Below are 23,348 nucleotides of genomic sequence, written 5' to 3'. Positions count from 1 at the left end.
AACAGGCTCATGGGAAGCAGTAAGAAAGCCCGCAGGCAGTGTATGTCAGGTGATTAAATGAATGTATGGCCTCTTCAAGGCTCATTCGGACAATGCCTGTCAGCTCCTGGGATGTCTCTGAATTGCTGGGTGCTCTAATAAAGTAAGCGCCGTCGATGCCTCTTTTGTTATCAATAGCAGATTGAAAAATTGACTTTATTAAATTACTGGTAATATTTGAAGCTGGGCTTGCATACGACCTTGCCTGTTCTTCTGTGAACAGAAATGATTTTCTTAGGTGTTTGGGAAATGAATGAAATAGAAATTCGTAAACAAACTGGGGTTTCCCCGAAGTATTTGTCTTGTGAGGCAGTACAGAAAAGGATTGTTGAATGATGCTTGAATTTCCATGGGGGTTTCTTAACAATACCTGCCGCTGAGCCTCGTTATAACCAATAATGCTGTAGGCATGATAAGGAATTATTTTGGACATCAGACCTGTTCTAAAATGGCTATACGTTGACTCCATAGTCAGAAACGCAATCCGGTCTTCTTTGATAATCTTGTTTAGCTGCTGTGCCAGATGATCTTCTGTTTGTAATTGAATATTATCTATTTCAGTGGAAGCTCCCGTCAGTACAGCGAATGCAAGGCTGGGGTCGACACCGTGCAGTTTGGCAAACTTTCCATATTTTATTTGTGTTAACGGACCATTGTTATATTTAAATTTTCGGTTTTTTGGAAGAACGGCGAAAGCACTTTCTAAGACTCCTGGCCACAAGCCCCTGTCTCTGGATTCTGCCAGGTTTTCATTGGCCACAATGTCATACAGCCGGATATAGAAGCTCTGCTCAGGAACTCCCGGGAAAGCAACATAGACACCGCCTGAATCACCGCCCTGAAAATACTGGAGAATAAGCCTTTTGCCTGTTTCTGAGTTGGCAATACTGGCAAGAGCGGCTATTAAAACGCAATCGGGGTAGTTTTTTTGAAGGATATTATCCGGTGTAATACTGGTCAACCCATAAGGAAACATCAAATAGTAAATAATTGCATGGGCTGATCGATCTGGATGAGAGAGCCAGTCAGACCAGAATAGCCAGTCTTTTTCATGGTTGTAGAGCAGTTGCTGCCCTGAAAAATTAGCCTGAATCAAGCTGTTCTGACTGAGTCGGGCTGTTCCGGTAGTTTGAAGTGTATCGAAATTAACCAGATAAAGCCGGACAGCCTGATACTGGGACTTGGTCAGGTGGGGCGCGTGAAAGGCCTCTATCAGCTCTTCATAGGAGAGCTGGTTATCGCCATCGGTATCAAAGCGTGATTCAATCGCCTCGTAGTGACGATAAGCCGTCGCAAAATCGGGTCTGAAGTCTGGCTGTTCTGCCAGCAGGTGATTCGATGCAAGGGTTAAAAGTACAAAAATGGCTCTAATAATCGGTTTCATTGGCTTACTTCCCTGTTTTCTATCCAATAGAATTTAAGACATTCTTGTCTGTGAAAAGTTCAGGGAGGCAATATAGATGTGGTTTTGATCAGGAGGCTCTTACTGGTCAGAAATTGCACGACTGAGGCATTCCTGATCGTTACGGTGCTGCACTAGTGCTGGAAAGCCCTAATACACATACACCTCAAAACATACCCAGAAAATCATTTTATCAGAGCGGCAGCGTGAAGATCTTGAGCTTATAATTCGTAAGCGAAAAAGCAGCCAGTCACTGGTTCTCAGAGCTAAAATAATACTCGCTGGTGCTGAAGGTAAAGCCTACTGGGTACATCAAAGGCATTGAAGTGCACCAGAGAAACAGTTACCCGCTGGCGCAGGCACTGGGTTGATCGATCGGACGACTTACCTACTCTGGAAAGATTACAAGAAGCCCCAAGACCGGGCACTCCACCCAAATTTACCGCTGAACAGATTTGCCAGATTGTTGCTCTGTCATGCGACAAGCCAGAAGACCATGGTTACCCATTCAGTCACTGGTCAGAAAATTCATTAGCCATGGCTGCCGTTGATAAAAAAATCGTTCCATCTATCTCACAGAGACAGGTGGGACGTTTTTTAAAATCAGGCCGACATTCGCCCAGATAAGGTCAAGGGCTGGGTCGATACTCCAAAGGATGAGGCGTTTGATATCCGCTGCGCCGATATATGTGAGACCTACCAGAAAGCAGTTGAACGTGCTGAGCAAGGAATCAATACCGTCTCTTTCGACGAAAAGACAGGCATGCAGGCTCTGGAACCCGTAAAGCCAAACAAACTGGTTAAGCCGGGTCATGTAGAAAAGCGAGAATTTGAATATGTTCGCCACGGAACACAGGCTTTGCTTGCTGGCATGGATGTGGTCACTGGAAAGATTATTCCCCTGGTAAGAGACACTCGGACTGAAGAAGATTTTTCCGACTGGCTGGCTACGGTTTTGGCCAGTGATCCAAACGCAGCAGGCTGGCATTTGGTAATGGACAGGCTGAATACGCATATGTCTGAAGCGGCTGTCCTGAAAGTTGCTGAGATAGAGGGCACTTCGGCAGAGGAGCTGGGAGTGAAGGGGAAGTCCGGCATTTTAAAAAGCATGGAAACCCGGGCTGCTTATCTGGGCACTCCTTCCCATAAAACCGTCATTCAGCACCTATATCAGGAATAAATCTCTTGGTACGGTCGACCAAGAATTGAAATGATGGTTAATTGCCTCTCCTGCAAGCCAACGACATGTTTTTCATGACCATCGACCAATAAAACATTAATTCCCTGAAAGCAAAAAAATACCCAGCGTGCAGTCGGATTCTGATAGGGCTTTCGCTTCATATCCGGAAAGAACCTACTCTGACGCTTTAATTCATGCCTGATTCGATGCTGTATCGCTGCGTAGACTAACAGGCAAAGCGTCATCACCATAAGCAACGCTTCTATACGTTCCGGCTTCTTTAAAAACAGCGAGGAGACCAGAAATTCAGGGCTTTTAAGAAACCGAAATCCACGCTCCACCGACTGCTGTGATTTATAAGTGCTCAACACTTCTGCTGAACTTAGCCGGCTCCTGTCCAGATCATTTGTTGCCAACACAAAGCACCCCAGGGAAGCCTCTGCTACTTTACGACAGTCAACGGATACCCAAGGATGACCGCTGACATAATACTCCACGCTATCTGGTTTGCTGTCTTTCTCCGGACGTCCCACTTTGGTATAGCATGGTTTTGTCGTAATTACAGGTTCTGCCTGACAATAATTGCTTTTTGATTGCCACTCATTGAACGCACGCAATGCGTCCGTTTCACACTTGAACGGTTTCTTCGCCAGCTTGCTGGTCAGTGCTTCCGCTTCTTTTTCTGACTTTTTCAACAGTTTTTTGAGCAGTGTTTTCTGTTCGCTTTTCCGAGCCTGTTCACTGCGAATCAGAACCCACCGTTGAGATACATCCGCATAGTCGGACAGTACTTCGCAGCTCTCATAACCTTCGGCATCTTCAACCGGTGTCATCGCACAAGAAGCGACACTGTCCACAAGCTCTCTTGCGGATTTTATTTTAGCCGGAACCCGGGTGATGAACTGTTGCTTTTGCTGATGCAATATCTGTACATTGTCTGTTGTATAAAGTGCAGCATCGCCGATCAGGTAACGATTATTCAGCGCCTCTTTGTAGCATTTCAAATGCTTGCTGATGACTTTTTTAAAATTAGTGTTGTCGTTTATATTGCCACTGGATGCGGCCATGAATACGGGAATACCCGCCTGATTTTCAGTCATTAGGAGCAGTATCGCCTGATTTAATTCAGGTCGGTGATCTCTGCTGTATCCACGACAGATTTTAATGCAGTTCAGATCTTCTTCATCGACTTCAGACTCACTGTTATAACGACCGTCCACATGAAAGCTGGTTGAATCAAGATTCAGAGCATTACACGGCAGTTTCAAGACATTAACGGCCTTGACAGCCAGTGATAAATAGACCTCACTTACACCCAGTTCAAAAATTTGATCCAAGGCTCTGCCGAGTACACTTTCGTTGATATGTTCCGGCTCTATACCCGGCCGAATAAGTTTATCCAGTGGTTTGTCGGCGTGAAACTCAGGGAACATGTGGAGTGTGCGAGCAGTGAAGCCCAGTCCGTTAAGCAGCATTGAGACAACGGTTTCTCCGAAGGAAATCTTTCTGGTTTCAGATTGGTTGGGAACCAGAGAATCCAAGAGGTTAGCGATCCCGAGCTCTTTGCACATACCGGCCACCAACCCCGTATGGTCGATGCGTTGAATGTGAAATTGATGAGGTTGCATGGCATATGCTCAGTCTGAAAATTTTTTACATTTTAGATGGTTTTAGGAAATTCTCAGATTAAGTGCTGAATGACGGATAAAATCGTATTTCACTACACTCCCAAGCACGAATCATGGCTGAACCAAATCGAAATCTGGTTTTCCATTTTGGTAAGAAGGTTTTTGAAAAGAGGCGTATTTACCTCAACAGAAGATTTGAAGACCAGACTTCACGGTTTCATAGATTTCTTCAATAAGAGGATGGCCAAGCCTTTTAAGTGGACTTATAAAGCTCGACCATTACAGGTATGAAGGGGCATGATTTGTGGTGCATGGATATTAACGCTTTTCAGCACTAGTGGGAACCTTTATGTCTTTTTTCAGACTAAATGAGAAGTCACTCAAAATGGAACCATAACATTCAAGAGGTTATTCAAATGGAAGGCACCCCCCCAGTACACTCAGGTTCGGGTTACGGTACTCACACCAGGGAACTTTACCCGTGTAGCATCAAAAGCAAAGACTTTTCAGGTCACGATGTGACAATAGATAATAATATTAAGCCATTAACCTACGATCACGATATTGATGCGCCTTGTGGCAATTCCCAGTCTATCAGCAGGCAGCCCAGTGTGCCGGAAAGAAAGGTCTCAACATTACCAAAACAAATGGTGCTAAAACAACCTAAAACCGTGGGGCTGACGTTTAGATCCGGCAGCACCTATAGCTTCTCCAGTTTCAGACCCAGTTTCAGATCCAGCTTCACCAGAGCCAGATCAGCCACACAAGGCACCAGACACTACGAGGAGAGTCGGAGACAGTACAACCAGCTAGAGGCTTCCAGATTTTATGGGCTTGATGTTGAAAAACATGCGGGCATAGGGATTTCATTGGTATGGATAAAATTTAATTTAGACTTTAAAGATGAGGCATGCATATTGTCAGCTTTGAACTCTTCTATTGCTGTGCAGCAAGCCATCGAAATCGACCAAGAAGTTATTCAACGCATTAACCCAACCTTTGAGCTGAATAATCCGCGAGCTCCTGCCCCTTGTTATAACATCGATATATTATTTGCCTATATCAATACGAGCGGTTGGTTTTCACTTTAACCGGCCGGATATAAATGGCCTGATAGACATAAACAACATAATCAGTCTTGTACAAAAGGATTGTGATTTTATAGGGATTTTACTCCGGGTGGGTCCAATCTCGGCAACTTCAGGTGCAATAGCTGTTATAAAAAAAGGAGAGATGTTTAAGTTTTTTACCCATCAATCTGGTGAATCATTAGTTAGCTCAGATTCGTTAAGTGAATTCTTTGAAAAATTATCTAAAAAAACGGTGATGATGAATTATAAGCATGTCTGTTTATTTGAGGTTAACCCAGTAAGTCCGAAAGTTTTCAGCAGGAATAGAATTTCTGGTGGGAGTGGAGGGATGGCCGATAAGCCGGGGTTGATGCAGCCTGATCGCTCGCAACCTGTTGTAATTGAAAAGAAAATCTGAAGATTTGGCTATGTTCCATTAAAAGGTTGATGATCTAAACTCATACAACTTGTCGGGTTCCGTTGCAAACAGGCATTGATTTCTGGAGGTGCTACCCTGTAGTCAGTCATTGCAGTTTACTATGAAAATAGTGCTCCGAACTCGCAAAGCACTCCATCCTCGCCGACAGGCAAGGTTCTCACTCGCAGCCTCTGATGAACTTTTATTCTTTGGTTAAAGCTGGCAGATAATTATATTTCTGGAGCATCTGTAACCAGCGCGGTGCATTCCTTTGAACCGTCAGTGCTTCGTAATCAATCTCTGGATCCTTGTAGGGCGTAAGCTTAGTGAGGATGCAGTAGATCACCCGCAACATTTTATGTCCGATGGCAATGATGCTGCGCTTATATCCTCGGCGAATGGTCAGGCTCTGATGCTTGCCTTTGAACTGGCTTTTGGTCTTTACAGCTGCCTGACTGATCTCACACATCAGCCGTCGTAAGGACTGGTTGCCCTTACGAGTTTTACCACTCTTACGCTTACCGGCGCTTTCATTGTTACCTGGACAGAGGCCTGCCCAGGATGCCAGAGACTCCCGGCTGCCAAAGGCACTTATGTCATCACCGATCTCAGCAATCAACCCTGCTGCTGCGATCTCATCGACTCCAGGAAGGGTTTGCAATAGCTGCCAGGGTTCCCGGTACTGAGTTTGTACAATATTGCGTATTCCTGCATCCAATTCAGCAACCTCATCATCCAGGTACTGAATATGTTTCCGGATGCTCTTAAGCACTGTCAGGTGTGCTGAAGACAGGGAGCCCTCCATGCTGTCGAATAGCTCTTTGGTTGTAACTATTCAGCACCCAACAAAGGTTGATCGCTGTAATTCTTCATCGCAATAAGCAAGGCTTCATAAACGTTATGCCCCTGCTTTCTCGCCGATGAGACATAACTTCGGATGCGGCTATACCATTCCGCCCCTTTCTTACTTCGGATACATCCCGATATTTTCTGTTTTACCTTACCATTCCGGATGTCTCGCTCACGGCCATTGTTGTCGAAGGGTATTCTGAAGTCAGTCATGAACCTCAAGGTTGCTTCCTTGAATTTCACCAGTCGCTTGAACAGGTTAAAGGCTTTCGTATTTCTCACTTTTTCGTCGCCCCGCCGTTGTCGGAGGCGTTCCACATATTCGGCTTCCTCGGCCTGAGCCCTTTTCGCAGTACGCTCGAACAGTGAACTAATCCGTTGGCGAATAGTCTCTGGCACCGCCTCCATGCCAATTTTTTTGAAACCGTTGCTGAGATGCCAAGCCAGCCTTAGCATCCGCTGAAGGCGTGCAGCCAGATGGTTGCAATCCCGGTCAACAACACCCTGTAACTCCCGCAGGTGATGAGCGTTGCACAGCACATGAAGAGCGGCATAGCGGAAGTAAGCCTTGTAATGGTCATGAACCAGTATTCCGGCAAAAGTCAGCAAAACGCCCATTGACTCTATGGCAGAGTGGCCTTTACTGGGATCAAGGTGATACAGCGTCCATTTTTCACTACGCAGGACATGCATCCACCACAGCGAACCAGCCACCCGCATGCCTGTTTCATCAGCACCAGCAATGGGTTCGTTCTTAAGAGCGTCCACAATCGCCTGCTCGGTGCTGGCCAGTTGATCATAGGCATTCTCCTGGAACGCACAAATGGAACCCGGACTGACTTCCAGCCCGAAAATATCCAGAAAAAACTGGGAAGCGCGTTTGTATGGCACCAACTGGTACTGGCAGAGATACACCGCCAGCGCCTGGGTAGCAGGTCCATACTGAACATGGGAGTCAACGCCTTCCGGGAAGCTGCCGAGGGTTACATGACCGCATTCACACTTTTTGACTTCCGCCACATGAGCCGTGACATCAAAGTGACCAAAACGACCAGGTTCGAACACCTGTCTCTCAACCAGCTTGACGACTTTAGCGGAACGTAATGAGCGATGGCAGCTCTCGCAGTTTATGACCGGATGGTATTGGGTACGCCCAGGGGCTTCGACCTGCCCAAGCGTAGAGCCCTTATGACCTTTTTGGCCACCGGGCTTGCGACCAGACTTCTCTCGTAAGCTTTTGGGGTTGGGCTTGTCGTCTTTCGGATCACTGTCCTTGTCCGGCGCCGTGCCAGATGAGTCTTTTGACTTGCCGGAAGGCTTGGCATAACCATCAGTAGAAGGAGGCTTGCTACTGTTCCGGCTGTTGGTCTTGAGCCTGTCGCTCAGCTCCTTGTTCTCTGCTTCCAGTTTTGAAACTTGCTCACTCAAACGAGTAATCTGCTCTTGTTGCTCGTTCACAGCAGTAAGGAGAGCGACGATAATCTGGAATTCGGGAGCGGGTTGACTCATGACGTGTAGATGTCTGAAAACTGTCTTTCAAAATGGCACAAAATCACAAAAATTCCAGTCTATCGTGTAGGGGCTGAATAGTTACGTTTGGTTTTGCTCTTCAGCTTGCCACGCGCAAACTTAACCAGCTCTTGCGGAGGCAGGCCGTCAATCAGTCCCTGAATCATGTCTTGTGCGGACTTGCCATGTATGTCACTCACTACGCCACCGAGACGGATACCGGCATCATCCAGAACTTTATGCAGACGAGTCTTTTCACCGGCAATTTGCCCCACCAGTTTCTGACGACGGCGGAACAGCAACCTCAGCTGCTCGATATCAGGGGGCGGTACAAAGCTGGGGCGAAGCAAACCACACCGACCCAGTGTTGCCAGCCACTGACTGTCCTGGACATCGGTCTTGCGACCGGGCACATTCTTGACGTGACGGGCATTGACAACCCAGACCTTGAGGCCTGCTTTAATCAGAGTTTCGTGAATGCATTTCCAGTAAACGCCTGTGCTCTCCATGACCACGAGCTCAACCTGATGTTTCACCAGGAAATCGCGAAGCTTCCTGCGTTCACGTCGATACGTCTTGAACGATTGAGTGATCTCTTTGATTTCGCCGTTCTCGTCTTCGGTCTGAACAGTCGCCATGACCATCATCTTGTGAACATCGAGGCCAGCACAACATTTCAAAATTGACTGCATCAGACTAATCTCCCTATGGATCATGGAAGATGGCAAGGTCTGATGGATTGATCGTGGGCCATAAGCCGAGGATCGGCAGAGGTCTTTTTACTATCCGTTCAACGCTGTAAGGCGGGAAACGATTAGGGGTACGAGCGATCCGTCTAGGTCAGTTTAGGTTCAGGGTCAAAAGCCTCTGAAAAATTTGTCGACCATGATCAGGCCTTGCCGCCCACTCCAAGTCTGGATGAAGACTTCAACATTTTCATGTTTCGGGGTGGCCAGTTACCGGCCATGAACGTTTAATACTCCTTCCGAATTTAACGACAATTGCGATAGAAGCTTGTTGTCTGTTCTCAGCCATTGACATCCTCCCCTCCCTAAAGAGGCTGTCGTAAAGGCAGCGAGCGCAGGCAAGACAAGGTAAAAAAATGGCGAAAAAGCGCAGTTTACACCGAGTAAATGAGCATTTTGAGCCATTTTTTAACGCGGTATTGGCAAGCGTAGCCCTTTTGCGACAGCCTCTAAAGGAAGTGGATTCCTGTTAGTCACCTAACGGGGTTTCCTGTTTCACAGTTCGTTGCTCAGGGAACAGCTTGGTTGTCGCATAAAGTTCCGCAGTGGGAACTTTTACGGCTACGAACCAACTCATGTTCCCCAAGTCTCACACGAACTCCGCAGGCTTAACATTCCTCCAGTCCGGAGGTAGATCTGCAAGAGACAGGAAGAACGATAATACACAGGCTTGCTCTACGCAAGCCACGCTATCCATCCCCGCACTAAAAGTACGGGGTTTCTCGCGAGGTTAAGATGAAAGAAGTTAAGTTTGCTTCTGCCCAATTCAATAAATTGCTAACAACATATTATCAACAGTTCTGAAGCATCATCACCTATTCAAAAGGATGTGAACTTTTTTAATGTACGATTGTCTCAATATTAACCATTAAAAGCTAAGAGCATCAAAGGATTAATAGTCGCAGTTTTTGCTGCACGTCGAAAATATAAAAACAGGTGATATATGAACAAATGGAATTTATTAATTCTTTTGACCTTAACAGTATCTTTTTGCATTTGTTCAAAAGCAGAAGTACTCAGTGATAAACAGTTTTTGCATGAACATGGTCTGGAAGCTCCTGTTAAAGCTTTTCTGGATTATAATGAAACGGCTACTGGCAGTGATCATTATATGTTGAGAGGTTTGCGAAGCTCAGATGGAAAAGTGGTGTTTCTATTGGGCGAAACTCATGTCCACAATCAGGATGCTTTTGATGCCGGCTCTGAATTCATCCGCCATTTTAAACATAGAGTTATTGAGGGTGTTCCTAATGATGAAGCCAGGCAGTTTGGCTTTTCTGAAGCACTGGATGAACTCGTAGGGAACAATTATTACCGATCAGAACAGTTACCCTCATTGCTTATTTCTGCGGTCAATCAGGCTGGAGCAATATCCGTTGGATATCAAGGCCGATATTTAATTGGTCTTGGTCAAAATACTAATGGTGATAAAAATTTCAAATGCTTTACATCAGAACAATGGATTCATATGTTGCATGCCGGCTTAACTAATAAATACTATTGGTCTGAAGAGATGCTTGGAGATTGTAATGAATATCAAGAAGACTATAGATTTTCTGTGGACAAAAAGCTTAAATCATCTGCGCTGAATAACTTTAAGTATATAAATCACTGGTTGGAAGGCGACTATTGCATCAGTTGTGGTGGCTCTTATGAATATTATCTAGTACACAAAAGAAACAATAGAGCAGTACACAACCTAAAAAAGATTATGAAAAACTTTCCGGATCAGCAGGTTATCCTTGTGATTCAAGGTAAAGATCATATTCATGGTGTTTACATGTCTCTGAGACGTGGTGGATTATTCAGGGATATGGATCTTGATAATCCCGAGGATAGAGTCATAGTAAAAACAGATTTTGGTTATCAATATGCGGATGAAATAGAAGAAAACTCATTTAATTGGTAGAAGTTGTACTATTGCAAATAATCTCAATACATTGAATCTAGGCCAAGAACTGCCCAGCCTGATTCAAAGCATAGCTATCAATTCTTCAGATTTAACTCATCAGCCTGATTGTGAAAACTGACAGGAATTTGAATCTCGGTCAGCTATGTACGGGACAAAAAGTATAAAAGTCAGGATTTATGGGAGCTGGAGGGTATGAGCTGACCTTCCCGTCAGGTAACCTATCCGGTCTCTTAACTCCGTACAGTTTACCGTTGTCGTACATGAAAGAAGTCAGCTCATTAGCCGCAGAGCTTAAAGCCCATTTGCCCTGGCATCAAGCCCGAATTATTTTCCTTGCCCAGTTTATGCTCTCCTTGTTGCGAGCACGCTCTACCAACCTGTATCGGGTTGCTGAGAATTTTCAGAGTACTGCGCTCACGGAGTCCAGCTACAGGCGCATAAAGCGTTTTTTCTGGGGCTATGAAGTCTGTCTGAAGCAAATCGGGAAGCTTATCCTCCACTGGCTTGGTCTTGAACGCTATACATTGTGCATGGATCGAACCAACTGGAAATACGGCGGTAAAGACATCAACTATCTTGTAGTGTCTGTAGCATGGCAAGGGGTCTCCATCCCCATCGCATGGGTCTGCCTGACTAAAGGAGGAGGCAATTCAAGTACACAGGAGCGCATTGATCTTATGAAGAAAGTGATCGCCCTGATACCTGCAGAAAAGATCGACAATCTGCTGGCAGATCGTGAGTTTATTGGCAGGGAATGGTTCGAATGGCTGGAACAGAATCATCTTTTGTTTCGACTGCGTATTCGTGAAGACTTTAGCATCGATGGGCGCAACGGCAAAAAGTTGCGAGCAGGCCAGCTGTTTCGTCATCTAAAATATGGCCAGTCTGAAGTTTGGATGACTAAGCGTCGTGTGTCTGATGTTTTGCTCTACATTGCTGCAAGGCGGTCACCGAAAGGGTTGTTAATCGTTGTTGGCACGAAAAATCCGGAGACCATGATTGATGATTACTCTCAACGCTGGAGTATAGAGACTCTGTTTGGTTGCTTGAAAAAACGAGGATTTGAGATTGAGTCCACTCATATGACAGAGCCTGAAAAAATGGACAAGCTCATGGCAATTCTTGCGCTGACTTTTCTCTGGTGTATGGTTGCAGGCCACTGGAAATACGGTGAAGCCGATCAGCTGCCTCTGAATAAACACTACCGCCCTCAAAATAGTCTTTTTCGGCTTGGCTTGGACTTGCTGCGACGGGTACTTGTGAACTCATGCCGTCGAAGTGATGAAACATCTTTTTCGGACCTGCTTTATGTTTTGTCCCGTACATAGCTCGGTCAGATACTCCTGCTGATCATCCGTTTCATGGATATCAAGCTTATAAATTTCGACGACGGGTCCAGTCAGCTCCAGTGAATGATTTTTCATGTAGTCTTTCATTCGGAGATATTGACTGTCTATATTCTGCTGGCTGTATTCACCCTGAAAATGCATACACAGGTAGTCTCCTGCCGGGATCTCTTTATCAGCCAGTTTGTCGATAATAAAAGAGCCGTTGTAATGGGTATGATTGCCCTTGTGAAAATCGCCTTCACTGATAAAAGCTCCGGCACGTCCCCAGGCAAAATAGCTCAGTCGTGACTCTTCAATATTCAGCTCTATCTCTTTGTGCAGACGATCAATTTCCCAGACTGTCCGAACGTCACGCATCTCAATCTAGACTTTTCGCACAGGAAGTGTTTTGAGCTTTATTTCACCAACTTCTACCTGTTGTGATTCCTGAAAATAATAGTGCCTATCTTCCAGCTCCTGTTTCAGGCGATTCAGTTCCCGCAGTTTTTGGTCAATGGTGTCTAGCTGAAATTCCACCAGAGCCTGACTTTTATCCAGGGTCCGATGGCTCATGTAATCGCGAATATCTAACAACCCAATGCCCAGCTGCCGCAGGGTACGGATGATATTCAGCTGCCAGATCTGCCGGTTGGAGTAGTAGCGATAACCACTGTCGCTTACTTGTTCGGGCATCAGAATTTCCATCTTTTCGTAATGCCGCAGGGTATCGACACTGATGCCGTATAACTGACTGATTTCTCCGATTCGATATAGCTTCATACAACTGCCGACACAAGGGAGCTTTAAAAATATTAGAATGTTCAACAACGTTAATTTGCTGCAAAGAACTCAATCTGTGAACAATGAGATGCAATTATGCCTATCCGTACCAGAAATGATGTTAATTACACCGTCCTCAGAGAGGAGTTCGTTGGCTCGGCATACTGTGGAATCTGTTACCCGAATATCAGCTTGTGTGCTTCTATTACTGCCGCCCTGGTAAAAAGACGGAGTTATCATGGCTATCAAGTATCATGTTCGGCTCAGTGAAGACGAGCGCTTAATGCTTAAGAGGTTTATCAAACAAGAAAAGCCAAGGGTTGCACAGTACAAGAAGCGCAATGCCAACATCCTTCTTGCTATCGTTGACATCCTCCCCTCCCTAAAGCTATCTCTTTATCATATCTCTACACCCCAGAACTGGCGGGCCATGCGCCAGACTTCTACGCCGATTTGTAATTTGAACCACCCTTTCCAAACGGCCAGACAACCAGGGCGAACTGTGTGTTTGGAATCGCACCAGCCGCCCAGTTTGGCAATGGTTTGAAATAACCAGATCAACGTAAGCGTCAGGCCAACTACATCTACTACCCCACTGTAAAATCCTGAACACTAATGCTTCCAAACATTCAGGAAGTTGCCATGACAACCCATCGCCCCACCGACTTCTGGAAACACCATATCCGAGCCTGGAAAAAAAGCGGGCTCTCCCAGTCCGAATATGCCCGCCGGCATGAACTCCCGGTTAAAACATTCGGATACCATAAAAGACGCCTCGATAATCAAAGGATCATTCAGTCCGCTCTCGATTCAAAAGAGCCAAAGTCTTTGATTCCTGTTTCCGTCGCACAAGAGCCGGAACCTCAAAAAACACAGGAAACAGGCATTACCCTTGTCAGCCCCAGCGGCCTTCGTGTTGAGCTGGCCTCCGGATTTGACGCAACGGCTTTAAAGCAGGTTCTCAACCTTCTGGAGGTCGCATGATTGGTGCATCCTCATCTCTCAGCGTTTACCTGGTACCCGGCGTGACGGATATGCGCAAGTCCATTGACGGCCTGTCCCTCATCGTCAGTGAAGTGCTGGAACTGGACCCGTTTTCCGAAAGCCTGTTTGTCTTCTGCAACCGGGGGCGCAATAAGCTCAAGATTCTGCACTGGCAAACCAACGGCTTCTGGCTCTACTATCGCCGCCTGGAAAAGGGCTGTTTTAACTGGCCCCGTCAGGACGCTCCGGATCAGGCCATAGCATTAACCCGCCGTGAATTAAATTGGCTTCTGGACGGGTTGCCGGTAGAGCAGAAAAAAGCCCATCAACCTCTGCACTACCAGCCTGCCGCTTAAATTACCATGACCTGCTTCAATGCAAACTACAGGGCGCTTGTCGGATAATAAACGACATGAATACGATTACTACGCCAGACAGCCCGACCTTTGAATCGCTTCAGTTGGAAATTATCCAGCTGAAGACGAAACTGGCGTGGTATGAAGAACAGTTCCGGTTATATCAGCATAAGAAATTTGGTTCCTCCAGTGAGCGTTTTGAAGACCAGGGACTGCTCTTTAATGAAGCGGAAGAACTGGCTGAAGAGGTCACAGAAGAAGAGCAAGAGCCTGAAACCCAGACCATTGAGGCTCACCAGCGGAAAAAGCCTGTCAGAAAAACGTTATCTGAAGACCTGCCCCGTGATGTTGTAACACTGGATGTCTCCGAAGAAGAAAAACAATGCGACTGCTGCGGCAAAGAGCTTCAGGCGTTTGGTCACGAAAGTAGCTGCAAGCTGGATATTGTTCCGGCCCAGGTTAAAGTCATTGAATTTCAGCGGTTAAAGTATCGCTGCGAGTGCGAGTCTGGCGTTAAGACAGCGCCGATGCCGAAGCTGCCTATCCCCAAGAGTATTGCTACCCCCGGCTTGCTGGCCTGGATTATCACCAGTAAATACTGCGATGCCCTGCCACTGTACCGTCAGGAGTTTATCCTCAAGCGCATGGGCGTAGAGATCCGTCGTGCGTCAATGTCTGAATGGATGATCAGGGTGTCGGTTTTACTTCAGCCACTGTACGACACTTTACAGAAGATGCTGGTTAAGCAGCCATGCATCCAGGCGGATGAAACACCACTACAGGTATTGAACGAACCTGATCGTACACCACAAAACAAGTCCTACATGTGGCTGTATCGTACGACAGGACAGCTGGGCTCTCCCGTTGTATTGTACAACTACCAGTCAGGCAGGGATCACGGACGGCCACAAGCGTTTTTGTCGGGTTTTAGCGGCTATTTACGGCTCTTTTACAGGTTGGCTGATCATTTTACAGCCTCCTGCCTGATTTTAAGATAGAGGTAATCAAGATCATTGTAGCCACAAGCTTTGTAGATAATCCGTTTGATGACTCCATTGAAAGCTTCAATCTTCGCGCTGGTTATACGATGATGGCAGTACGACAGCAAGCCCTCTCTTGCCCTGTCCAAGCCCTTAGCAAACCTCTTAAGTTCTGCAATTCCGGTTTCTTTTGCTAACTCTATCCATCTATCCAGAAACTTGCCGGCACACGCTTTGTACGTGTACGTCCATAGCTGTTTGAGCATGTCTTTCAGGATGTAAGCCTGATTGAGATCCTCGTTCATGCTCAAGAGCTCTTTCAGACTGCTTTCTCGCTTTGGAGTCAGGTTCTCAGGGTTCATGAACAGGTTGAACCGCTGACCCTTGATAAAGGGCTTGTTCTCTTCTTCAGCCTGACGCCACTCCCTGCGCCTTATCTGATCTATCACATCATTATAATTGGCAATAATGTGAAACTTGTCGTATACAATATCCGCATTGGGCAAGTGCTCTTTCACCGAAGCCTGATAGCTGCCACCACGGTCTATGCCAACACACTCGATGCTCGCTTTTTGCTCTTCAGTCAGGCTGCTCAAGAACTCATCCAGAGTCTCTTTTCGCTTGCCTTCACCAAGGAAGAGGGTTTCTCCTGAGTCGGCGTTAAGAACAACGGTAAGATACTGATGGCCTTTGCCAATGGATTTTTCGTCAATGAGCAGAGCGCGAATACCGTCACGCTTTGGAGCTGAAAGCATTCTCAGCAGCATCTCTTTATCCCAACGACGGGCAGTACCACCGGATATAGCAATGAATTCAGGCACCTTGTCGCAGGGCATATAGCGACATAAATGGCTGACGTGTCGTTTAAGGCGATCGGTTGCCTGAGCCTTGGGAGTTAAACCAGGAATAGTAACGGTTTCAATATTGTTGCAGTGTGAGCAGCGGCCCTGAAAAGCTGTGAAGAGAAGATTTACCTGTAGAACTCCCAGTGGTAAATCCTGGACACACCGATCTTTTGTCTTCATTTGTCCCATAGGGGTTTCACATTGACTGCATTTCTCGTGCTGAATTCGGCCATCCCTGCGGAGATAGACAAAAGCTTGTTTGACTTCCCAATCAATATCAATCTGCTCGATTACCCAGCCGGGAAATGCGAACATAGGACGTAGTGAGGGTGTTGTACACATGTCTGATCCTTCAGAAATTTTGATCTGTTCAAATCAATCTTTCCTGAAAGGCTATTTCTGTTGCAACCCCTCATTTTCCATCAGCCAACCTGTAAAAGCCCCCTATTTACAGTGTGACGGCTTGCCTGCCTATAAAACCCTGAGCGGCAAGCAGCCAGAGATTGAGCTGGTTGGCTGCCTTGCGCACGCCCGCAGAAAATTCAAGGAAGCTCTGGACGCCATCCCCAAAAAGAAGGGTGGGCCGCAAACTAAAATCAGCAAACCGGCCCAGGTGCTGAACATGATCCAGACGCTCTACGCCATAGAGCGAAGGATCAAAGACAAATCCGTTGAAGAACGGTTCCAGATCCGGCAATCGGAAAGCCGACCGGTTATGGATAAGCTGAAAAAATGGCTGGACAGGCAGCAACCGAAAATAGCCCCGAAAAACAAGCTGGGCAAAGCCATTACTTATGCGCAAAATCAGTGGTCATACCTGTTACGCTACCTCGATAGCGGGCTACTGGATATCGACAACAATGCTGCCGAGCGAGCGATAAAACCCTTTGTGATCGGTCGCAAGAACTGGCTCTTTGCCCAATGCGTAGATGGAGCCAAAGCCAGCGCAGTGTTGTACAGCCTGATTGAAACGGCCAAAGCCAATGGTCTGGAGCCTTATGCATGGTTCCGCTATGTGCTGTCCAGAGTTCCGCAATTACCTAAAGGGGCAAGTGTTGAGCACCTGTTACCAATGAATCTCACACCGGATGATTTAAAAATAGCGGATTGGTGGAAATAGGGGTAGATGGGGTTCACCAACCGCTTACGCAGATAGCGGAAAAAGTTACTCGTAGATGTTAAGCCGCAAGCGGCTTGGGGCGCTCTTGATAAATTAGAGCGTCTGCTGCCCTGGGCAGTTAAGGCCAGTCAAGAATAAGAGAGTTCGGCAAGGCTAGCCAGTACGCTGGTTTATTTGGCGCTTACCTACTTCCTGTACGTCGTTGGCGCGTTGACTGATGTGTTGGCCGACAATGATCTGGTGATCCGCATCTACATTAATTTGAGCATTGTAGCTGTATTCGCAGTACCCCTTCTTGCTCATCATCCGGGCATCATGGTCTGCAAAGCTAATCTGTTTCTTGTCGTCTATTGGCTCGTCCGGATTGAGGGCTTTCTCACGCTCTTCCAGTGCTTTTTTGGCTGCCTTAATTTTCTTCAGTCGTTCTTCTTTAAACTGGAGGTCTTCAGGAATACTGTAGCCATTAGTTTCTTTGTAGGCGTCGTCTTCTTCCTGATCGCACTGGCTGGCTTTTTTGATCAGTTCATCAACTTCAGCGCTGAGCTCTGCCTCTTTGGCTTTAAGCCGACCGTAGCTCATAGCCTTATGCTTTGAACTGTTGGCTTTGAATTTCGAACCATCCAGGCTGATATGCCCAAGCGATGCCAGTTTCAACTCCATCGCCAGCTTGACGGACTGTTTGAAACAGTCATGAAAAAATGACAGGTTGTTTTTGCGAAAGTCCCCCAGGACCCGAAAGTTTGGGCAATTCATCTGAGAGATGTACATGAATGCCAAGTCCTGCCGACACCGTTTTTCTATTTCACGGGAGCTGAATACACCATGACTGTAGGCATAGATCAGGATACCTACGATCAGCTTGGGTGGGTAGGCATGCTGTCCAAGGTGATGGTACTGCTTTTCAACTTCCGAGGTGTCAATGTTCTGGAAGATGGTTTCATAGATGTAGCAGTCATGATCTTGGGGAAGAAGATCAAAGATGTTGGTTGGAAACAGCAGGTGCTGGTCGAACTCAACAGGGCTATCCTTGAATTTTGAAGGTGGCGACATCAGGCTTCATCAGGGCTGGGTTTTGAAAGCTATTATATCAGATAAATACTATTCTCGGTCAGGCTCCTAGACGGCGATGCCCCGCCGCAGTGTGTCTCTTACCAGTAGCAAGACACACCTTATTCGACAATCTGCTCTACCTTTCGGATTGTTAAAAACACGGGCAGAAAGCGGAGGTAAGTTTATGTTTAACTCAAACTGTGCTGATAGCGTAATCGCCGGAAGAAGCAACACAGCGATTCGTAGTATAGATGAGTCTTTCGGACTCCGCACTATCCTTCCCAGCACTAAAAGTACTGGGCTTGTCGTGCTATCTGGTCAGGCTGAAAGCAGCGTGATTGCTTACCCTTCCAACCACTTATACCCTGAGCTATGCAGGTATACCCGTGTATCACTGGAGCTGTCCGTGGTCTCAGACTATGTTTCCCCTTACATTCAAAACGATGTATAGGGTGTTATCTGCTTTACTGACTTCCATACCGGGCTGGCACCGCTCGACCTCAGCACTCTGGAAGGAACCTCTGGCTCTTTATCCTGTCTCAGTTCTAAATAACGCAAGAAAGATTGACATTCATACCACCACCCTAATAGCCAATTAGAAGGAAGTTTCAGGAATGGATTCTACTACTAGTCGTAACAGTCACTTTGGTTTGTCTGGTTCGCCCCCCTCTCTTCATGATCGTAGCGAAAACCAGAACTACCAGGGCATGCGTGATCGCTCCAGAGGAAGAAGAAGCCATTTCCGTGGGCGGACAACAACATCAATGCCAGCCTCTCAAACGGCTAGCAGTCACTCCGGGAGGCGGGAAGCTTCTATAGCTACCCGAAGCACCAGGCAACAAGCTTCCAGCAGTAGCGTAGAAACCCCTGAGCAAAAACACGAACGGTTGAGCAATGATACTACCCATTTAAGAATGGCCTGTTTTCTGGGTGACTTGTATTTTCAAAACAAAACCTTGTTCAACAAATCCGTTACGGCAGAACAGGTAATAGAGGAGTTTGACAAATCTCCTAACCAGACAAAATGCGTCCTGCAAAAAGGGGTCTTCCTGAGGAAACTATTTTTCAACAATCACACGCTTAACGGTCATCCGGTGCCCCCCGAGGATGTTTTATCCGTGTTTAAAATAGCAAAAGCATCGGAGGAAATTGCGTACTTTTACAGAAACCTCTGCTTTCAGGGAATCAGAGTGCACGGTGAGCCTGTCAAACCCGAAAAGGTCATGTCACTGCTGGCACCGATAAAGTCGCCCTACGTAAAAGGTAAATTCCTTGAGGGATTATTCCTGAATAAAATTCCTCTGGAGTCAGGCCCTGTAACGTCACAGATGGTGCTGGACGAATATACACGTGTGGACGCCGATAGAGAGATAGACCAGTTCCTAGAAAAAGCCAGACCCTACGAAGATATCACCCCATCATTCCACCAGGCCAGAAGCACATCTGAACATGAACCAAAAGTCTTTTCAGCCTTTGTTTGTCGACCCAAAAAACTCACCCCCCCCTCTGCCAACCGTCAACGTGATCATTCTGAAACTCAGCCAGAAACTGAGACCCCTGAGCAAAAATATGAACGACAACTCAGTGATAAAACCAGCTACAGGCGAGCCTCCTTACTGAGGGAGCTGTACGAAGAAGGTAGAACGATTTACGGTGGCCCCGTTACCGCACTGATGGTTGTGGAGGAGTACGACAAGTCTCCGAATCAAAGAAAATGCACTTTGGCAAAAGGCGTTTTTCTACAAAGCCTGTTTTTTCATAACCGTCTGCTGAATGGCAGACCCGTCACGGCAGAATACGTCATATCGGTACTTGAAAGAGCCCAGGGAATAAAAGAGCTGGCATACTTTTATTCATTCCTGTGCCTGAACCGGATACCCGTTAACGGCAATCCTGTCACCCCTGAAAGCGTGATGGAGATGATAGAACAGAAGGGCACTGCTGTGATGAAGGCCCGTTTTCTTGAGTCACTGTTCTGGGGGGCGTTTCCACTGTGGTCAAAATCCATATCAGCAGACCAGGTAGTAGCAGAGTATAAAAAATCACTGGACAGTGAAGCACAGGGGCGTTTTCTTGAAATGCTGTGCCTGAATGGAATTCCATTGAAAAACGGCCCTGTGACAGGCGACTCGGTGGAACAGTTCTATCAGCAAAGTCCTCAGTCTCAAATCATATTTCACGCTAAGTTATGCCTCGCAAAAATGCCGTTGAACGGACAACTTGTAACGCCCGAAATGGTCATCAAAGAGCTGGGAGAGCATACCAGTACACGGGAAATTAAAGCCCGATTCCTAAAGGACTTATGCCTGGAGGAAATCAAACTGAATGGTGAATTGGTCTCTCCCAATTCTGTGATAACCGCCTATGAAGACGCAAAAGCAGAAAAAGAACTGAACTGGTTTATGGGTGAACTCTGCCAGAAAGAAAGATTACTGGATCATGATCAGGTAAAACCAGAAACCATCGTTGAAAAACTTAAGCAACCGGGCAACTCGTTAGAGTTAGCCAGATTTTACAGAAAAATGTATGAAGCTGGCATTCAACTGCATGGTGAGTTTATCCAACCAGAAACCGTATACGAAGCGTATCAGGCTGTTCCTGACTATATCGACAGCAAACAGCTGGAACTCGCACATTTTAAGGAATATTTATTCTTCGAAAGGACCTGTCTGTATCATGACCCCGTTGCAGCAGAACACGTAGAGGCAGCCTTTGGTAAAGCGGAAACTGAAACGTTCAGACAGGCAAGGGCTCACTTTCTGAGGCGCTTATGCCTGCATGACATCATGTTAAATGGTCAGTGCCCAACCCCGGAAGCAGTGAGGGATCTTTTTCCAGCAACGATGTCCGGAAGAATGGACCTGGCCCGCTTCCTTCAGGAGCTTTTTCTCAAAGGCACGAAGTTAGATAAAAAGCCGATTGCCTCAAAAGACGTAGTGAGCGCATTCCCGGAAACAAACGAAGGCAGGCTTGGAGTAGCACGCTTTCTTCAGGAGTTATGCCTTAATAACATCAAAATGAACGGAAGGTTTGTTAAGCCAGAGACCGTCATGAAAAAATTACAGGAGACTGGTTGTGAGCTGGAACAGGCTCGTTTCCTGCAAGCACTTTTACTGAAGGGCATAAAACTGAATCATAAAGAGGTCTCTCCCGAGAAAGTGGCGAGTCTCTTCCCGGATACCGGGGAAGGGCACCTGGGGCTTAGCTGCTTTCTTCAGCAGCTCTGCCTGAAAAAGATAAACCTGAACGGTAAAGCGGTATCCCCTGAAGAGATAATACAGCAGTTGGAACAGAGAAATGCGTTTCTGCAACACGGATTGCTCTTACAGAAACTCTGCCTGCAAAAACGCCCGATAAAAGGCATGCTGGTAAAACCGGAGGCTGTGGTTGAAAAGCTAAAACAGGCAGGAGCCACTCTGGAGCAAGGGTGTTTTCTTGAAGAACTCTGCTTCAGGGGAATACCTCTTAACGGACAACCTGTAAAACCAGAAACAGTTATAGATTATTACCAGAAAAATCGCTGTCATTTGGAAAAAACCAAATTCATTGGGCACCTGGCAGTATCCGGCAAAGCCACCGACATAAGAATTTCTGATGACTCGGTGCTAAAAGGGTTTTATGAGCTGCCGGTTTCGACAGAAGCACACCAGATTGACTACCTGTTGAAACGGGTCCAGACCCACCCCTCCGGCAATGAAGAGAAAAGGCTTCAGCTATACCAGGAAGCAGTGCGCCTCATAGACGACAATAATTATACTTTTGACAAAGGTTACTACTCTGTTTTAGTCAAAACCCGCGCTTTGCTGTACGGGCTCCCGGCTTACCCGGCCGGAAGTGAACTAACACCCGATACTATCGCCAGAGACATAAGGCAGATGCCCGTATCGGAGCAGATCATCCAGTTAAGGTTCTTTTTTCTGGCAGAGTGTTATTTTCAACAATGGCTCCTTGACGGAACTCAGGTATCCCGGGCGCAGGTAAAGGCTTCCTTGCGGGATCTCCCTGCATCTAAAGTCAAAACAGCCCTTTTGTACTGGTTTGATGAACAATGTCAGCAACCTGGAAAAAAGAAACCTCCTGCACCTGAAGACAACCCGGTCAAAACTCAACGAAGTGATAAACATCGGAAAAGAGAACAGCAAAAAGCCGCTCAGCCAGCTTCTGCCAGGAAGTCACCAGCACCACAGGTAACGCAGCCGACAGTTCAGGCGGCTGGCGCACTCCCCCTGAGCATGATGGCACCTGAAAGCCGTCACAGTACGTCATCCAGAGTTCTGAGCCTGATCAATGAGATTAACAACCTTTATCCCAGCCCGGTGATAGTCACTACGAGGTGTCTTTCCAACTACGCGCAAGGAAATGATGACCAGATCAACCTGATTGGTACAAATGCAGGTATCGAGAAACTGGCAGAGAAAATACACAATGAGTTTAACAGCCAGAATGACGATGAGCCTGAAATACCTTCACAGTGCCTGTTCTGGAGTACACCGGGCAGCAGAGAGCTGCATTTACCACGAAAAGTCTCCATGACTTTTACAACAGCCCGGATCAGGACAGAACTGGTGGTCAAAGTGGAGACCTATCCGGTCTTGCCGGTAGTGACAGAAGATGCCGGAACCGGGCTACAGGGACAGTCTCAGCCAATAGCTTCAATTCCTTTCTGTTCTTTAGAAGATGAAGCGGTACTGCTAGCTGAGCGAATCAATCATCTTAATGAACATCTGCTAACCCCGGAGTTCTTAAATACGAAGCTGTACGTGCCGCAGTCCGTGATCTTTTACGATGATGGCAGTAGTGTATTTGCAATACTCATGCATACAATGATGAGCTTGAATAAAGCTGAAGAGCTCCTTCTGGAGCAAGAGCCTCCACTGAATACAAGGTATAAACAGATACTCAAATCGAGTATGGAACCACTTAAAAGCAAAATAAAACAACACCCCGAAGCTAAGGGTTTTATTAAAGCGCTGGAATCCTGGCTGACAAACACAACACCTAATAACAACTATGAACAAGAGCGATACGCATTTGTTCAAAAAATAAAAGATCAGGCATTATCGCTACTACGCACTTAGAGCTACGCCAACAAAAAAATTACTTTGACATAAAACCTGAATATTCAAGTAGGACTTACGCATTCCTTAACTCC

Annotated in this window: 22 protein-coding genes; 13 read left to right on the top strand and 9 right to left on the bottom strand. The window is 46.5% G+C overall.

What is annotated here, in order from left to right:
- Positions 1-7 precede the first annotated feature (7 nt).
- The gene (locus NX722_RS09125; RefSeq protein WP_262567716.1) at positions 8-1,423 is read right to left on the bottom strand and encodes a C2 family cysteine protease; all 1,416 of its coding nucleotides are present in this window, start codon (positions 1,421-1,423) and stop codon (positions 8-10) included.
- 339 nt (positions 1,424-1,762) lie between these two features.
- On the opposite strand from NX722_RS09125, the gene NX722_RS09120 reads away from it, so the two are divergent.
- Together NX722_RS09120 and NX722_RS09115 are read left to right on the top strand one after the other, a co-directional pair.
- Positions 1,763-2,068, top strand: coding sequence for a helix-turn-helix domain-containing protein (locus NX722_RS09120; RefSeq protein ID WP_262567715.1), 306 nt, complete (start codon positions 1,763-1,765; stop codon positions 2,066-2,068).
- Positions 2,055-2,621 carry a transposase gene (locus NX722_RS09115; protein WP_322740971.1) on the top strand — a complete coding sequence of 189 codons (567 nt, stop codon included), beginning with the start codon at positions 2,055-2,057 and terminating at the stop codon, positions 2,619-2,621. The genes NX722_RS09120 and NX722_RS09115 overlap by 14 nt, the downstream gene beginning before the upstream one ends.
- Here the strand turns inward: NX722_RS09115 and NX722_RS09110 are convergent.
- A complete protein-coding gene (locus tag NX722_RS09110) occupies positions 2,612-4,249 on the bottom strand; it encodes an IS1634 family transposase (RefSeq protein WP_262564376.1) in 1,638 nt (545 codons plus the stop codon). The genes NX722_RS09115 and NX722_RS09110 overlap by 10 nt on opposite strands.
- Before the next feature lie 69 nt (positions 4,250-4,318).
- On the opposite strand from NX722_RS09110, the gene NX722_RS09105 reads away from it, so the two are divergent.
- The 3 genes from NX722_RS09105 (at position 4,319) to NX722_RS09095 (ending at position 5,737) form a co-directional block, all read left to right on the top strand.
- Positions 4,319-4,540, top strand: coding sequence for a transposase (locus NX722_RS09105; protein WP_407647972.1), 222 nt, complete (start codon positions 4,319-4,321; stop codon positions 4,538-4,540).
- Positions 4,541-4,665: 125 nt separating this feature from the next.
- A complete protein-coding gene (locus NX722_RS09100; RefSeq protein WP_262567714.1) occupies positions 4,666-5,340 on the top strand; it encodes a hypothetical protein in 675 nt (224 codons plus the stop codon).
- Between the two features lie 88 nt (positions 5,341-5,428).
- Positions 5,429-5,737, top strand: a complete 309-nt coding sequence (locus NX722_RS09095) for a hypothetical protein (RefSeq protein ID WP_262567713.1) — start codon at positions 5,429-5,431, stop codon at positions 5,735-5,737.
- A 202-nt stretch (positions 5,738-5,939) separates the two neighbouring features.
- On the opposite strand, the gene NX722_RS09090 is transcribed toward NX722_RS09095, so the two are convergent.
- Genes NX722_RS09090 through NX722_RS09080 form a run of 3 tightly spaced genes read right to left on the bottom strand, consistent with a single transcriptional unit; the run spans position 5,940 to position 8,787 of the window.
- Positions 5,940-6,542 (bottom strand): transposase, encoded by a 603-nt coding sequence (locus NX722_RS09090; protein ID WP_262567712.1) that lies wholly within the window; start codon positions 6,540-6,542, stop codon positions 5,940-5,942.
- Between the two features lie 26 nt (positions 6,543-6,568).
- Entirely contained in the window at positions 6,569-8,095 is a 1,527-nt protein-coding gene (tnpC, locus tag NX722_RS09085; RefSeq protein ID WP_262567711.1) for an IS66 family transposase, read from the bottom strand.
- A gap of 59 nt (positions 8,096-8,154) precedes the next feature.
- Positions 8,155-8,787 carry an IS110 family RNA-guided transposase gene (locus tag NX722_RS09080; protein ID WP_262567710.1) on the bottom strand — a complete coding sequence of 211 codons (633 nt, stop codon included), beginning with the start codon at positions 8,785-8,787 and terminating at the stop codon, positions 8,155-8,157.
- 997 nt (positions 8,788-9,784) lie between these two features.
- Here NX722_RS09080 and NX722_RS09075 point away from each other — a divergent pair.
- Together NX722_RS09075 and NX722_RS09070 are read left to right on the top strand one after the other, a co-directional pair.
- Entirely contained in the window at positions 9,785-10,750 is a 966-nt protein-coding gene (locus tag NX722_RS09075; RefSeq protein WP_262567709.1) for a hypothetical protein, read from the top strand.
- Positions 10,751-11,013: 263 nt separating this feature from the next.
- Complete coding sequence (locus tag NX722_RS09070; protein WP_262565188.1) at positions 11,014-12,081, top strand: IS4 family transposase; 1,068 nt, start codon at positions 11,014-11,016, stop codon at positions 12,079-12,081.
- Here the strand turns inward: NX722_RS09070 and NX722_RS09065 are convergent.
- Together NX722_RS09065 and NX722_RS09060 are read right to left on the bottom strand one after the other, a co-directional pair.
- Entirely contained in the window at positions 12,019-12,459 is a 441-nt protein-coding gene (locus tag NX722_RS09065) for a GyrI-like domain-containing protein (protein WP_262567708.1), read from the bottom strand. The genes NX722_RS09070 and NX722_RS09065 overlap by 63 nt on opposite strands.
- Before the next feature lie 6 nt (positions 12,460-12,465).
- Entirely contained in the window at positions 12,466-12,861 is a 396-nt protein-coding gene (locus tag NX722_RS09060) for a MerR family transcriptional regulator (protein WP_262567707.1), read from the bottom strand.
- A 238-nt stretch (positions 12,862-13,099) separates the two neighbouring features.
- On the opposite strand from NX722_RS09060, the gene NX722_RS09055 reads away from it, so the two are divergent.
- The 4 genes from NX722_RS09055 to tnpC (NX722_RS09040) all read left to right on the top strand — a co-directional run bounded on the left by NX722_RS09055 (position 13,100) and on the right by tnpC (NX722_RS09040) (position 15,199).
- Positions 13,100-13,408, top strand: coding sequence for a hypothetical protein (locus NX722_RS09055; RefSeq protein ID WP_262568761.1), 309 nt, complete (start codon positions 13,100-13,102; stop codon positions 13,406-13,408).
- A 95-nt stretch (positions 13,409-13,503) separates the two neighbouring features.
- Entirely contained in the window at positions 13,504-13,845 is a 342-nt protein-coding gene (tnpA, locus tag NX722_RS09050) for an IS66 family insertion sequence element accessory protein TnpA (RefSeq protein WP_262567706.1), read from the top strand.
- A complete protein-coding gene (tnpB, locus tag NX722_RS09045) occupies positions 13,842-14,201 on the top strand; it encodes an IS66 family insertion sequence element accessory protein TnpB (RefSeq protein ID WP_262565324.1) in 360 nt (119 codons plus the stop codon). Before tnpA ends, tnpB begins: the two co-directional genes overlap by 4 nt.
- Before the next feature lie 56 nt (positions 14,202-14,257).
- Positions 14,258-15,199, top strand: coding sequence for an IS66 family transposase (tnpC, locus tag NX722_RS09040; RefSeq protein WP_262567705.1), 942 nt, complete (start codon positions 14,258-14,260; stop codon positions 15,197-15,199).
- Here the strand turns inward: tnpC (NX722_RS09040) and NX722_RS09035 are convergent.
- A complete protein-coding gene (locus NX722_RS09035) occupies positions 15,166-16,368 on the bottom strand; it encodes an ISL3 family transposase (protein WP_262563783.1) in 1,203 nt (400 codons plus the stop codon). The two genes, tnpC (NX722_RS09040) and NX722_RS09035, sit on opposite strands and share 34 nt — an antisense overlap.
- Here NX722_RS09035 and tnpC (NX722_RS09030) point away from each other — a divergent pair.
- The gene (gene tnpC / locus NX722_RS09030) at positions 16,367-17,146 is read left to right on the top strand and encodes an IS66 family transposase (RefSeq protein ID WP_262567704.1); all 780 of its coding nucleotides are present in this window, start codon (positions 16,367-16,369) and stop codon (positions 17,144-17,146) included. The genes NX722_RS09035 and tnpC (NX722_RS09030) overlap by 2 nt on opposite strands.
- A gap of 153 nt (positions 17,147-17,299) precedes the next feature.
- Here tnpC (NX722_RS09030) and NX722_RS09025 read toward each other — a convergent pair whose 3' ends face one another.
- Positions 17,300-18,196: a transposase gene (locus NX722_RS09025; RefSeq protein WP_262567703.1), complete on the bottom strand. Its 897-nt coding sequence runs from the start codon at positions 18,194-18,196 to the stop codon at positions 17,300-17,302.
- Between the two features lie 614 nt (positions 18,197-18,810).
- Here NX722_RS09025 and NX722_RS09020 point away from each other — a divergent pair.
- Entirely contained in the window at positions 18,811-23,274 is a 4,464-nt protein-coding gene (locus NX722_RS09020; protein WP_262567702.1) for a hypothetical protein, read from the top strand.
- The last annotated feature ends 74 nt before the right edge of the window (positions 23,275-23,348 follow it).

The sequence above is a fragment of the Endozoicomonas gorgoniicola genome, from assembly GCF_025562715.2.
Classification (GTDB): Bacteria; Pseudomonadota; Gammaproteobacteria; order Pseudomonadales; family Endozoicomonadaceae; genus Endozoicomonas_A; species Endozoicomonas_A gorgoniicola.
The sequence above is the reverse complement of the archived record's forward strand: the minus strand, read 5'-3'. Positions and strand labels throughout refer to the sequence as shown.

What these genes read in the sequence shown, in the direction of transcription:
- NX722_RS09125 (WP_262567716.1), bottom strand. Translation starts at nt 1,423, where the DNA reads ATGAAACCGATTATTAGAGCCATTTTTGTACTTTTAACCCTTGCATCG.
- NX722_RS09110 (WP_262564376.1), bottom strand. Translation starts at nt 4,249, where the DNA reads ATGCAACCTCATCAATTTCACATTCAACGCATCGACCATACGGGGTTG.
- NX722_RS09105 (WP_407647972.1), top strand. Translation starts at nt 4,319, where the DNA reads ATGACGGATAAAATCGTATTTCACTACACTCCCAAGCACGAATCATGG.
- NX722_RS09100 (WP_262567714.1), top strand. Translation starts at nt 4,666, where the DNA reads ATGGAAGGCACCCCCCCAGTACACTCAGGTTCGGGTTACGGTACTCAC.
- NX722_RS09090 (WP_262567712.1), bottom strand. Translation starts at nt 6,542, where the DNA reads ATGGAGGGCTCCCTGTCTTCAGCACACCTGACAGTGCTTAAGAGCATC.
- tnpC (WP_262567711.1), bottom strand. Translation starts at nt 8,095, where the DNA reads ATGAGTCAACCCGCTCCCGAATTCCAGATTATCGTCGCTCTCCTTACT.
- NX722_RS09080 (WP_262567710.1), bottom strand. Translation starts at nt 8,787, where the DNA reads ATGCAGTCAATTTTGAAATGTTGTGCTGGCCTCGATGTTCACAAGATG.
- NX722_RS09075 (WP_262567709.1), top strand. Translation starts at nt 9,785, where the DNA reads ATGAACAAATGGAATTTATTAATTCTTTTGACCTTAACAGTATCTTTT.
- NX722_RS09070 (WP_262565188.1), top strand. Translation starts at nt 11,014, where the DNA reads ATGAAAGAAGTCAGCTCATTAGCCGCAGAGCTTAAAGCCCATTTGCCC.
- NX722_RS09065 (WP_262567708.1), bottom strand. Translation starts at nt 12,459, where the DNA reads ATGCGTGACGTTCGGACAGTCTGGGAAATTGATCGTCTGCACAAAGAG.
- NX722_RS09060 (WP_262567707.1), bottom strand. Translation starts at nt 12,861, where the DNA reads ATGAAGCTATATCGAATCGGAGAAATCAGTCAGTTATACGGCATCAGT.
- NX722_RS09055 (WP_262568761.1), top strand. Translation starts at nt 13,100, where the DNA reads ATGGCTATCAAGTATCATGTTCGGCTCAGTGAAGACGAGCGCTTAATG.
- tnpA (WP_262567706.1), top strand. Translation starts at nt 13,504, where the DNA reads ATGACAACCCATCGCCCCACCGACTTCTGGAAACACCATATCCGAGCC.
- tnpB (WP_262565324.1), top strand. Translation starts at nt 13,842, where the DNA reads ATGATTGGTGCATCCTCATCTCTCAGCGTTTACCTGGTACCCGGCGTG.
- tnpC (WP_262567705.1), top strand. Translation starts at nt 14,258, where the DNA reads ATGAATACGATTACTACGCCAGACAGCCCGACCTTTGAATCGCTTCAG.
- tnpC (WP_262567704.1), top strand. Translation starts at nt 16,367, where the DNA reads ATGTCTGATCCTTCAGAAATTTTGATCTGTTCAAATCAATCTTTCCTG.
- NX722_RS09035 (WP_262563783.1), bottom strand. Translation starts at nt 16,368, where the DNA reads ATGTGTACAACACCCTCACTACGTCCTATGTTCGCATTTCCCGGCTGG.
- NX722_RS09025 (WP_262567703.1), bottom strand. Translation starts at nt 18,196, where the DNA reads ATGTCGCCACCTTCAAAATTCAAGGATAGCCCTGTTGAGTTCGACCAG.
- NX722_RS09020 (WP_262567702.1), top strand. Translation starts at nt 18,811, where the DNA reads ATGGATTCTACTACTAGTCGTAACAGTCACTTTGGTTTGTCTGGTTCG.